This window comes from Streptomyces sp. NPDC014891 (genome assembly GCF_043081085.1).
In the GTDB taxonomy this organism is placed as follows: Bacteria; Actinomycetota; Actinomycetes; order Streptomycetales; family Streptomycetaceae; genus Streptomyces.
In genome coordinates, this window is record NZ_JBIBWF010000006.1 from 60,769 (window position 1) to 72,027 (window position 11,259).

Here is an 11,259-nt window from a genome sequence, read left to right on the forward strand (position 1 = left end):
CGTGATCGGGGGCTTCGTTCTGCCCCTCTGCACCCTCTCCGACGCCTCTGGCGACCCCTGACGCTCACCCAGGGTCACCGGTTCCGGATCATGCGCTTCTCCTTAATCGCGCACCCCCTGCGCAGGTACGATGCCCCCAGGTGCGGTCAAATCCCGTCCATGCGAAGACGGTTGTGGGGGACCCGATGGACATCGGCACGCAGGGCGCGCAGGCCCCGGCCGAACTCGCCTGGCTGCGCGGAATCGACGCCTACACGATGGGTGCGTATCCGCAGGCGGAGGACGAGTTCCGGACGGCGGTAAGGCTCGACCCCGGGATGGCGGACGCCTGGCTCGGGCTGCACGCCCTCCGGGCCGACACCACGACCGCGCTGCTGCGCATGTACCGCAACCGCGACCGCTTCGGCGAGCAGCGGACCCGGTACCGGCGCCCGCTGAACTCCTGGTACTGGCTCGGCTGGTGGGTCCAGCCGGTCCTGGAGAGCCCCCGCGACCTGCTGCTCGCGCACGCCTCCCACTGGCTCGACGGGCGCCACGTACCCGAGCTCGACCGGGCCCTCGCGGGCCTCCCCCCGGTCGACACCGACCCGCAGGTGCGCTTCCTGCACGCCTGCCGGGCCTATCTCGTCAAGGACTGGGACCAGCTGGTCCGGCACACCGAGACACTCGTCGACGACCCGCTGCTCGGCATCGAGGCGGGGCTGTTCGGCGGCATGGCCCGGGTGCGCCTGGAGATGTACGGGCAGGCCGAGCCACTGCTGTCGGCCGCGCTGATGCGCTGTCGCAGCGAACAGCCCCAACGCAAGGAGCTGCGCTACTGGTTGGCCCGCGCCCACGAGGGCACCGGACGCAGCGCCGCCGCCCTGCCGCTCTACCGCGCCGTGCACCGGATCGACCCGGCGTTCATGGACACGGCCGCCCGGCTCGCGGCGATCGCCGAGTACGACGGCTTCGAGGGGTACGAGGGGATCGACGACCCCGCCGGGCTCGCGGCGGTCGCCCTGGGCACCGTCGGCGGCGGGCTCGGGCAGGACGCCTCGGACACCGCGCCGGGCACCGAGCCCGAGGCGGCCGGGCCGCTGGGCGACGGGGTGCGGCTCGCCCCCGATCCCGTACCGCCGGCACCGGCCCCGCCGCCGCCGGAGACCGTACGCCAGAAGGCCCCGCTGCCGTCCCAGCCGGTGCCGCCGCGCTTCCCCGAGGGGCCCACCGATCCCGTACTGCTCGCGGAGGCACTCGCCGAGCTGGAGGGCATGGTCGGCCTGGAACCGGTGAAGCGCCAGGTCAAAGCGCTGTCGGCGCAGCTGGAGATGGCGCGGCTCCGCGCGGGGCAGGGCCTGCCGGTGCAGCCGCCCAAGCGGCACTTCGTCTTCTCCGGGCCCTCGGGCACCGGGAAGACCACGGTCGCCCGGATCCTGGGACGGGTGTTCTACGCCCTCGGGCTCCTCGGCGGCGACCATCTGGTGGAGGCCCAACGGGCCGACCTCGTCGGCGAGTTCCTCGGACAGACCGCGGTCAAGGCCAACGAGCTGATCGACTCGGCCGTGGGCGGCGTGCTCTTCGTGGACGAGGCGTACGCGCTCTCGAACACCGGATACAGCAAGGGCGACGCCTACGGGGACGAGGCCCTCCAGGTGCTCCTCAAGCGGGCCGAGGACAACCGCGACCACCTCGTGGTCATCCTGGCCGGCTACCCCGAGGGCATGGACCGGCTGCTCAGCACCAACCCCGGGCTCTCCTCCCGCTTCACGACCCGGGTCGACTTCCCCTCGTACCGCCCGCTGGAGCTCACCGCGATAGGGGAGGTCCTCGCCGCGGCCAACGGCGACGGCTGGGACGACGAGGCCCGCGACGAGCTGCGCTCGATCAGCGGGCACGTCGTCGAGCAGGGCTGGATCGACGAACTGGGCAACGGCCGCTTCCTGCGCACCCTGTACGAGAAGTCCTGCGCCTACCGCGACCTGCGGCTCTCCGGCTACGCCAGCACCCCGACCCGGGAGGATCTGGCGACCCTGCGACTGGGCGACCTGATGCAGGCGTACGGAGAGGTCCTGTCGGGCCGCGGCCCGGTCGACCGCGGCCCCCAGCAGGAGCCACCGGGCTACTAGCCGCGGCCGGAGGGAGAGGCAGACCAAGCCGGACCGGTGGGCCGGACCGGATCCGACCGCATCCCCCGACGGTTCCGGGCCCGTCCGGCAAGACGGGCCCGGCCCGGGAGCGGCGTCGCGCGCCGCCCCGGCCGGGCCCGTTCCGTCCCGGTGGGTCCGCCCGTCAGACCCCGGCGCCCGCCGGCACCGTCCTCAGCCGGTGGGCGGGGTCGCGGACCTCGCCCACCAGCATCTCCAGGACGTCCTCCAGGGCGACCAGGCCGAGCACCCGGCCCGAGCCGTCCGCGACCTGCGCCAGATGGGTCGCGGCGCGGCGCATCACCGTGAGGGCGTCGTCGAGGGGGAGTTCGGCGCGGAGCGTGGCCATCGGGCGCCACAGCCGCTGCGGGACCGCCCGCTCCCGTTCGTCCAGGTCGAGGACGTCCTTCACGTGCACGAAGCCCAGGAAGGCCGAGCCCTCCGCGGCACGGACCGGGAAGCGCGAGTACCCGGTCCGGACGGTCAGCTCCTCGATCTCCCGCGGAGTGACCGTCGGTGCGACCGTGACCAGGAAGGACGGGGGGATGAGGACCTCCGTCACCGGGCGGGTGCCCAGTTCGAGGGCGTCCTCCAGGCGCTCCTGCTCGGCCGGGTCGAGCAGACCGGCCTGGCCGGCGTCCTCGACGAGGCGGCCGAGCTGGACGCTGGTGAAGACGGCCTCCACCTCGTCCTTGGGCTCCACCTTGAACGCCCGCAGCACCAGCCGGGCGCAGGCGCCGAGCGCGGCCGTCACGGGACGGCAGAGCCGGGCGAAGCCGACCAGGCCGGGGGCCAGCCAGAGCGCGGTCCGCTCGGGCGCGGCCATCGCCAGGTTCTTCGGGACCATCTCGCCGATGACGAGGTGGAGGACGACGACCGCGGCGAGGGCGATCACGTAGCCGAGCGGGTGGACCAGCCCGTCCGGGACACCGACCGTGTGGAACACGGGTTCGAGGAGCCGGGCCACGGTCGGCTCCGCGACGGCCCCGAGCGTCAGGGAGCAGACGGTGATGCCGAACTGCGCCGCCGCCATCATCTGCGGCAGGTTCTCCAGTCCGTGCAGGACCTGCTTGGCGCGGGCGCCGCCGAGCGGCTCGATCTGGCTGCGGCGGACGGAGACGAGCGCGAACTCGGCCCCGACGAAGAAGCCGTTGGCCAGCACGAGCAGGACGGCGAAGAGCAGCGGAAGGGTACTCATCGGACCGCCTCCGCAGCCATTTGGACGGGCACGTCGGAAGGGATCGGGAAGGGCTCGGACACCGGGTGGGCGGTCTCGGCGACCGCCCGTCCGCAGGCGGGTCCGGCCACCGGCTCGGGCACCGGGTCCGTCCGGACGATCCGGACGCGCCCGGCGCGGTAGCGGTCGACCTCGCGGACCGAGAGGCGCCAGCCGGGCAGCTCGGCCCGGTCGCCCGGGGCGGGGATCCGCCCCAGGAGGTCGGCGACGAGCCCGGCGACGGTCTCGTACGGCCCGTCGGGCACGTCGAGGCCTATCCGGCGCAGGGCGTGGACCCGGCAGGAGCCGTCGGCGTCCCAGGCGGGCCGCCCGTCCTCGGCGGGAGCGGCGGCCAGCTCGGGCCGTCCGTCGGCGACCGTGTCGTGCTCGTCGCGGACCTCGCCGACGAGCTCCTCCACGATGTCCTCCAGGGTGACGACCCCGGCCGTGCCGCCGTACTCGTCGACGACGACCGCGATGGGCTGTTCCCGGCGCAGCCGCTCCAGCAGGGCCTGGGCGGGCAGCGACTCGGGCACCAGGAGCGGCGGGACCGCGATCCGTCCGACGGGGGTCCGCAGCCGGGCGTGCGGCGCGACGGCGAGCGCGTCCTTGAGATGGACCATGCCGACGACCTCGTCGATGCGGTCCCGGTAGACGGGGAACCGCGAGAGGCCGGTGGCGCGGGTCAGGTTGAGGACGTCGGCCGCGGTGGCGTCCCACTGGAGGGCGTTCACCTTCACACGGGGGGTCATGACCTGCTCGGCGGTGAGGCCGCCGAGGGACAGGGTCCGTACGAAGAGGTCGGCGGTGTCCTGTTCGAGGGCGCCGGCCTCGGCGGAGTGCCGGGCCAGGGAGACCAGTTCGCCGGGGGTGCGGACGGAGTCCAGTTCCTCGGTGGGCTCGACGCCCAGGAGCCGGACGAGCCGGTTCGCGACCCGGTTGAGCAGGGAGATCACCGGCCGGAAGAGGGCGGAGAAGGCCCGCTGCGGGGTGGCGACGAAGCGGGCCACCTGCAGCGGCCGGGAGACCGCCCAGTTCTTAGGGACGAGCTCGCCCACCACCATCTGGACGGCGGAGGCGAGCAGCATCCCGATCACCACCGCGATCCCGGAGACGGCCCCGGCGGGCAGTCCGGTCGCGGTGAGCGGTCCGTGCAGCAGGCCGGCGAGCGCGGGCTCGGCGAGCATGCCGACGACGAGGGAGGTGATGGTGATGCCCAGCTGGGTGCCGGAGAGCTGGAAGGACAGCTCGCGCAGCGCGGTGACGACGGTGCGGGCGCGCCGGTCGCCGTCGGCCGCGGCCCGCTCGGCCTCGGCGCGCTCGACGGTGACGAGGCCGAACTCGGCGGCCACGAAGAATCCGTTGGCGAGGATCAGGACGAAGGCCGCGAAGAGCAGCAGAAGGGAGACGATCATGCCGCCGCCTCCTGGGAGGGGGCGGCGCAGGTACTACCGGACGATCCGTCCATTGCTGGAGGGAGTCACTCCTCGGGTCGAAGGGGGTGCCTCGCGGGCCGCCGTACGGTGGCCCTGCACACGCGAGGCGGTGGTGCCGCTCGGCACCACCGCCTCCAGAGTAGTCACGCGGAGCCCGCGAGGGGCAGGGGGTCGGCCCCGGATGGGGGACGGAACACGCCCGTCCGCCCCGCGGAGCGGCCCGTCAGGCCTTCGCCTGCTCCGTGCCCGTGCCGTGGCTCTCGGCCAGGGCCCGCAGGGCGCGGGCGTCCCGGATGGCCGACTCCCTGGCGATGCCGGGCTGGATGCCCAGCGCCGGCAGGCTGGTGCCGTCGCTCAGGTCGAGGAAGACCCAGGGGTCGCCGGGCCGCAGGTTGACCTTGAGGATCTCCGCCCAGTCCAGCCGCCGGGTGCGGGTGATGTTGACGACCGTGACGCCCTCGTCGTCGGCGACGATCTTCGGGCGGCTCAGCAGGACGAGGATCCCGAGCAGGAGCGCCGCGGTGAAGACGAAGCTGAGGCGCTCCCCCGGTCCCAGCCGCTCCAGCATCAGCGCGACGGCGGTGACGACGACGAACATCAGGACGCCCAGGGTCAGCAGCACCGCCCGGGTGCGCCCGGGACGGAAGGTGACCGGAAGTGCGGGCGTCGGTGCCTGGGACATCGGGGGTTCCTCGGGGCCTTCGGTGCGGGCGGTCCGTGCCGTCAGAGGCGGCAGGCGTGGATGGCGGTGGTGAGGATGGCGCGGGCACCGATCTCGTAGAGGTCGTCCATGATCCGCTGCGCCTCCTTGGCGGGGACCATCGCGCGGACGGCGACCCAGCCCTCGTTGTGCAGCGGGGACACGGTCGGCGACTCCAGGCCCGGGGTGAGGGCGACGGCCTGCTCCAGGTGCTCGGCGCGGCAGTCGTAGTCCATCATCACGTACGAGCGGGCGACGAGGACGCCCTGGAGGCGGCGCATGAACTGCTGGACCTGCGGGTTGTCGTCGGTGGCGCCGTGGCGGCGGACGACGACGGCCTCGGAGGTCAGGATCGGCTCGCCGATGACCTCCAGGCCGGCGTTGCGCAGGCTGGTGCCGGTCTCCACGACGTCCGCGATGATCTGGGCGACGCCCAGCTGGATCGCGGTCTCCACGGCCCCGTCCAGGTGCACGACGGAGGCGTCGATGCCCTGGTCCGCGAGGTGCTTGGCGACGATGCCCTCGTAGGAGGTGGCGATCGTCATGCCGCCGAAGTCCTCGGGGCCGTTCGCCGTGCCCGGGCGGGTGGCGTAGCGGAAGGTGGAGCGGCCGAAGTTCAGCGCGAGGATCTCCTCGGCGCTGGCGCCGGAGTCCAGGAGCAGGTCACGGCCGGTGATGCCGATGTCCAGCTTCCCGGAGGCGACGTAGATCGCGATGTCCTTCGGGCGCAGGTAGAAGAACTCGACCTCGTTGTCGGGGTCGATGACGACGAGCTCCTTGGACTCCTTGCGCTGGCGGTAGCCGGCCTCATGGAGCATTGCCGACGCAGGTCCGGAGAGGGAACCCTTGTTGGGAACGGCGATGCGCAGCATGGGGTGAGCTTCCTTTGCCTGGGAGTGGTGGGAGTCCGGTTCCGTGCGCCGGAGGACGTGCCTCCGGGGACGGCTGTGCTCAGAGGTGGGCGTAGACGTCGTCGAGCGAGATCCCGCGGGCGACCATCATCACCTGGACGTGGTACAGCAGCTGCGAGATCTCCTCGGCGGCCGCGTCCTTGCCCTCGTACTCGGCGGCCATCCAGACCTCGGCGGCCTCTTCGACGACCTTCTTGCCGATGGCATGGACGCCCTTGTCGACCAGCTCCGCGGTGCGGGAGGTGGCCGGGTCGCCGGTCTCGGCCTTGAGCTTGAGCTCGGCGAAGAGCTCTTCGAAGGTTTTACGGGTTCCGTTCGCCATGATGGTCCTAAGAGTACGGGGTGAGGGTCGCGTCATCAGCGCCAGGGTTCGCTCACCGTGCGCAGCGTGGTCGCGGTCGCGACGGCGGCGGTGACGGCCTCGTGGCCCTTGTCCTCGGTGGATCCCTCGAGGCCGGCCCGGTCGAGCGCCTGCTCCTCGGTGTCGACGGTGAGGACCCCGAACCCGACGGGTACGCCGGTGTCGATCGAGACCTGGGTGAGGCCGTGGGTGACGCCCTGGCACACGTACTCGAAGTGCGGCGTTCCGCCGCGGATGACGACGCCGAGCGCCACGATGGCATCGTAGCCGCGCCCGGCGAGGACCTTCGCCACGACCGGGAGCTCGAAGCTGCCGGGGACGCGCAGGAGGGTCGGCTCGTCGATGCCGAGCTCGCTCAGGGCGCGCAGGGCGCCGTCGACGAGTCCGTCCATGATCTTCTCGTGCCACTGCGCCGCGATGACCGCGACCCGCAGGTCGCCGCAGTTCTTCACGCTGAGGACGGGTGCGCCCTTGCCGCTCATGATTCTCCTTGCCGGTGGATCCGTACGTGGTGGGTGGATGCGTCCGCGGTCACTGGTTGCCGCAGGTGGACGTCTGGGAGCCGTCCAGCCAGGGCAGGTCGTGGCCCATCCGGTCCCGCTTGGTGCGCAGGTACCGGAGGTTGTGCTCGCCGGCCGTGACGGGCATGGGCTCGCGGCCCCTGACCGTGAGGCCGTGCCGGGTCAGGGCGTCGGACTTGTCGGGGTTGTTGGTCATCAGGCGCAGGCTGCGGACGCCGAGGTCGACGAGGATCTGCGCGCCGGCCGCGTAGTCGCGGGCGTCGGCGGGCAGCCCGAGTTCCAGGTTGGCGTCGAGGGTGTCGCGGCCCTGCTCCTGGAGCTCGTACGCGCGGAGCTTGGACAGCAGGCCGATGCCGCGGCCCTCGTGGCCCCGGAGGTAGACCACGACGCCCCGGCCCGCCTCGGTGATGCGGTCCATGGAGGCCTGCAGCTGGGGGCCGCAGTCGCAGCGCAGCGAGTGGAAGATGTCGCCGGTCAGGCACTCGGAGTGGACCCGGACCAGGACGTCCTCGCCGCCGGCGGCGGCGATGTCGCCGTGGACGAGGGCGACGTGCTCGACCCCGTCCACGGTGGAGCGGTAGCCGTAGGCGGTGAAGTCGCCGTGCGCGGTGGGGAGCCGGACCTCGGCCTCGCGGCGGACGGTCGGCTCGGCGGAGCGCCGGTAGGCGATCAGGTCCTCGATGGAGATGATCGTGAGGCCGTGCTTGCGGGCGAAGGGGACCAGCTCCGGGAGGCGCAGCATGACGCCGTCCTCGCCGGCGATCTCGACGATCGCGCCGGCCGGGCGGAGGCCCGCGAGGCGGGCGAGGTCGACGGCGGCCTCGGTGTGCCCGTTCCGGGCGAGGACGCCGCCCTCCTTGGCGCGGAGCGGGAAGATGTGGCCGGGGCGCACGAAGTCGGAGGGCTCGTGGCGGCCGCTCGCCAGCATCAGCAGGGTGGTGGCGCGGTCGGCGGCGGAGATGCCGGTGGTGACGCCGTGGGCGGGGGCCGCGTCGACGGAGACCGTGAAGGCGGTGCGCATCGACTCGGTGTTGTGCTCGACCATCTGCGGGAGCTCCAGGCGCTCCAGCTCGTCGTGCTCCATGGGGGCGCAGATCAGGCCGCGGCACTCGCTCATCATGAAGGCGACGACCTCGGGGGTGGCCTTCTCGGCGGCGATGACGAGGTCGCCCTCGTTCTCGCGGTCCTCGTCGTCGACGACGACGACGGGCCGGCCGGCGGCGATGTCGCGGATCGCCTGCTCGACGGGGTCGAGGGCCAGGTCGGTGGCGTCCCAGATCGGCAGCGCGCTCATGCGTGGGCTCCTTCCAGAGCGGTGGCGGAGGTCGTGCGCGTCCGGAGCCACCAGTCGCGCATGCCCCAGACGACGAGGGCGAAGTAGATGACGTAGACCAGGCCGGAGAAGGCGAGGCCGCTGTTGAAGGCGAGCGGGACGCCGACGAGGTCGACGAGGAGCCAGGCGAACCAGAACTCGACGAGGCCGCGGGCCTGGGCGATCATCGCGACGAGGGTGCCGACGAAGATGTACGCGTCGGCCCACGGGCTCCAGGAGAGCGACGGGTAGAGGGTGAAGAGGCCGCCGACGGCGAGGGTGCCGAGGGCCGCTCCGGCGAGGAGCAGCGCGCGCTCCTTCCAGGTGGCGAAGCGGACCGCGATGGAGCCGTCCTGGGCCTGCCGGCGGCCGCGGTTCCACTGCCACCAGCCCCAGGCGGCGACGCCGATGACGAGGAGCTGCTTGCCGACGCCGCCGGCGAGGTGGGCGGAGGCGTAGGCGCCGACGAGGATCAGGCCGGAGAGCAGCTGGGCGGGCCAGGTGAGGATGGACCGGCGCCAGCCGAGCGCGAGGGCGACCAGGCCGATGGTGTTGCCGATCATGTCGGACCACAGGATGTGCTGGCCGAACGCGCTGAAGGCCTCGGAGTTGAGCCAGTTCACTTGTCGCCCTCCCCGGCGTTCGGGCCGAGCAGCCGCTCGACGTACTTGGCGATGACGTCCACTTCGAGGTTGACCGGGTCGCCGGACCGCTTGATGCCGAGCGTGGTCAGGTCGAGGGTGGTCGGGATGAGGCTGATGGTGAACCAGTCGTCGGCGACCTCGACGACGGTGAGGCTGACGCCGTCGACCGTGATGGAGCCCTTCTCGACGACGTAGCGGGAGAGGTGGGCGGGCAGGCCGACCTTGACGAGTTCCCAGTGCTCGGACGGGGTGCGCTCCAGGATCGTGCCGGTGCCGTCCACGTGTCCCTGGACGATGTGTCCGCCGAGGCGGCCGCCGACGGCCATGGGCCGCTCCAGGTTGACGCGGGAGCCGGTCTCCAGGGCGCCGAGGCTGGACCGCTTGAGGGTCTCGGCCATGACGTCGGCGGTGAACTCGCCGTCGGCGGTCTCGACGACCGTGAGGCAGACGCCGTTGACGGCGATGGAGTCGCCGTGCCGGGCGCCCTCCGTGACCAGGGGGCCGCGCAGGCGGAAGCGGGAGGCGTCCGCCAGCTGCTCGACGGCGGTGACCTCGCCCAGCTCTTCGACGATTCCGGTGAACACGGTCAGGCTCCCTTGGGGACGGCGGTGGGGTGCGGGGCGGCGGTGACGCGGAGGTCGGGTCCGATGCGGACGGTGTCGGTGACGTCGAGCCGCAACGCTTCGGTGATGGTGCTGATTCCTGCGTCGGCGAGGGCGTTCGGGCCGGCGCCGAGGAGGACGGGGGCGAGGTAGCCGACGACCTGGTCGACGGCGCCGGCGGCGACGAAGGCGCCGGCGAGGGTGGGGCCGCCCTCCAGGAGGACGGAGCGGACGCCGCGCGCGTGGAGGGCGTCCAGGAGGGCGGGTACGGACAGGCCGCGGTCCGCCCTGGGGAGGCGGAGGACGCGGGCGTCGTCGAGGCCGGTCGCGGCGTCCCGCGCGATCGCGATCAGGGTCGGGGCCGCGTCGTCGAGGATCCGGGCGCCGGGCTTCACGGCGGTCCCCTCGGTGTCGACGACCACCCGGAGCGGCTGGACGGCTCCCTCGACGCCGCGGACGGCGAGGTGGGGGTCGTCGGCGCGGGCGGTGCCGGAGCCGACGACGACGGCGTCGGCCTCGGCGCGCAGCCGGTGGACGTCGGCGCGGGACTCCGGGGAGGTGATCCAGCGGGAGGTGCCGTCGGCGGCGGCGATCCGGCCGTCGAGGGTGGCGGCGTACTTCCAGCGGACGAAGGGGCGGCCGTGGCGCACGGAGCCGAGCCAGGCGATGTTGCCCGCCTCCGCCTCGGCCTCCAGGAGGCCCTGCCGGACCTCGACGCCGGCGGCGCGCAGGGTGTCGGCGCCTCCGGTGGCCTGGGGGTTCGGGTCGCCGACGGCGTAGAGGACGCGGCTGATCCCGGCCTCGATCAGGGCCTGCGCGCAGGGGCCGGTGCGGCCGGTGTGGTTGCAGGGTTCGAGGGTGACGTAGGCGGTGGCGCCGCGCGCGAGGGCGCCCGCCTCGCGCAGGGCGTGGACCTCGGCGTGGGGGCCGCCGGCGCGCCGGTGGTAGCCCTCGCCGACCACGTGTCCGGCGGCGTCGGTGATGACGCAGCCGACGACGGGGTTGGGGCTGGTGGCGCCGAGACCGCGTGCGGCGAGCTCGACGGCGCGTCGCATGGCGGTGATGTCGGCCTGCTGGGCCACCGGGTCCTCCTGCCTCTTCGGGCACGGACTCCGGGGCCTGTCGATGACGACAGAGAGCGGGACGACGCTTCGCGCAGGGTGCGCCGGGGCCGCGGTCGCACGGGTACGCCGATCGGTGTCGATACGGCGACCAGCGGACGTACGGCCGGCACACCCCGGAAAGGGGTCGCCCGCCGCGCACTGCCTCCCATCCGGACTTTCACCGTCGGTCCAGGAATCTCACCTGGTCAACCGGCCGCTGGCTGCGGACGGGTCGCGGACTATACCGCCGGTTCGGAATTACACCGACCCCGGAGTGCGCTGCTGCTGATACAGGGCCAGTGTGCCACGACCCGCGAGGGGCGTCGT

General features: G+C 73.1%; 11 protein-coding genes and 1 riboswitch. Of the genes, 1 reads left to right on the forward strand and 10 read right to left on the reverse strand.

Going from position 1 to position 11,259, the window contains the following annotated elements; translation table 11 throughout:
• The first annotated feature begins 185 nt into the window (after positions 1-185).
• On the forward strand, positions 186-2,108 hold the full coding sequence (locus ACF09E_RS18670) for an AAA family ATPase (protein WP_392206164.1): 1,923 nt from the start codon (positions 186-188) through the stop codon (positions 2,106-2,108).
• 163 nt (positions 2,109-2,271) lie between these two features.
• Here ACF09E_RS18670 and ACF09E_RS18675 read toward each other — a convergent pair whose 3' ends face one another.
• The 10 genes from ACF09E_RS18675 to ribD form a co-directional block, all read right to left on the reverse strand.
• Positions 2,272-3,324 carry a hemolysin family protein gene (locus tag ACF09E_RS18675; protein ID WP_392206165.1) on the reverse strand — a complete coding sequence of 351 codons (1,053 nt, stop codon included), beginning with the start codon at positions 3,322-3,324 and terminating at the stop codon, positions 2,272-2,274.
• The gene (locus tag ACF09E_RS18680; protein WP_392206166.1) at positions 3,321-4,757 is read right to left on the reverse strand and encodes a hemolysin family protein; all 1,437 of its coding nucleotides are present in this window, start codon (positions 4,755-4,757) and stop codon (positions 3,321-3,323) included. The genes ACF09E_RS18675 and ACF09E_RS18680 overlap by 4 nt, the downstream gene beginning before the upstream one ends.
• A 244-nt stretch (positions 4,758-5,001) precedes the next feature.
• On the reverse strand, positions 5,002-5,460 hold the full coding sequence (locus ACF09E_RS18685) for a PH domain-containing protein (RefSeq protein WP_392206167.1): 459 nt from the start codon (positions 5,458-5,460) through the stop codon (positions 5,002-5,004).
• Between the two features lie 41 nt (positions 5,461-5,501).
• Positions 5,502-6,350 carry an ATP phosphoribosyltransferase gene (hisG, locus tag ACF09E_RS18690; protein ID WP_073919056.1) on the reverse strand — a complete coding sequence of 283 codons (849 nt, stop codon included), beginning with the start codon at positions 6,348-6,350 and terminating at the stop codon, positions 5,502-5,504.
• 79 nt (positions 6,351-6,429) lie between these two features.
• Positions 6,430-6,711, reverse strand: a complete 282-nt coding sequence (locus ACF09E_RS18695; protein WP_361856457.1) for a phosphoribosyl-ATP diphosphatase — start codon at positions 6,709-6,711, stop codon at positions 6,430-6,432.
• 35 nt (positions 6,712-6,746) lie between these two features.
• The gene (gene ribH, locus ACF09E_RS18700; RefSeq protein WP_015032243.1) at positions 6,747-7,232 is read right to left on the reverse strand and encodes a 6,7-dimethyl-8-ribityllumazine synthase; all 486 of its coding nucleotides are present in this window, start codon (positions 7,230-7,232) and stop codon (positions 6,747-6,749) included.
• A gap of 49 nt (positions 7,233-7,281) precedes the next feature.
• Positions 7,282-8,565, reverse strand: a complete 1,284-nt coding sequence (locus tag ACF09E_RS18705) for a bifunctional 3,4-dihydroxy-2-butanone-4-phosphate synthase/GTP cyclohydrolase II (protein WP_392206168.1) — start codon at positions 8,563-8,565, stop codon at positions 7,282-7,284.
• On the reverse strand, positions 8,562-9,146 hold the full coding sequence (locus tag ACF09E_RS18710) for a nicotinamide riboside transporter PnuC (protein WP_392206410.1): 585 nt from the start codon (positions 9,144-9,146) through the stop codon (positions 8,562-8,564). The genes ACF09E_RS18705 and ACF09E_RS18710 overlap by 4 nt, the downstream gene beginning before the upstream one ends.
• A gap of 56 nt (positions 9,147-9,202) precedes the next feature.
• Positions 9,203-9,811: a riboflavin synthase gene (locus ACF09E_RS18715; protein ID WP_361856464.1), complete on the reverse strand. Its 609-nt coding sequence runs from the start codon at positions 9,809-9,811 to the stop codon at positions 9,203-9,205.
• 2 nt (positions 9,812-9,813) lie between these two features.
• Complete coding sequence (gene ribD, locus ACF09E_RS18720; protein WP_392206169.1) at positions 9,814-10,911, reverse strand: bifunctional diaminohydroxyphosphoribosylaminopyrimidine deaminase/5-amino-6-(5-phosphoribosylamino)uracil reductase RibD; 1,098 nt, start codon at positions 10,909-10,911, stop codon at positions 9,814-9,816.
• A 173-nt stretch (positions 10,912-11,084) separates the two neighbouring features.
• Positions 11,085-11,214: riboswitch (FMN riboswitch) on the reverse strand.
• Positions 11,215-11,259 lie beyond the last annotated feature (45 nt).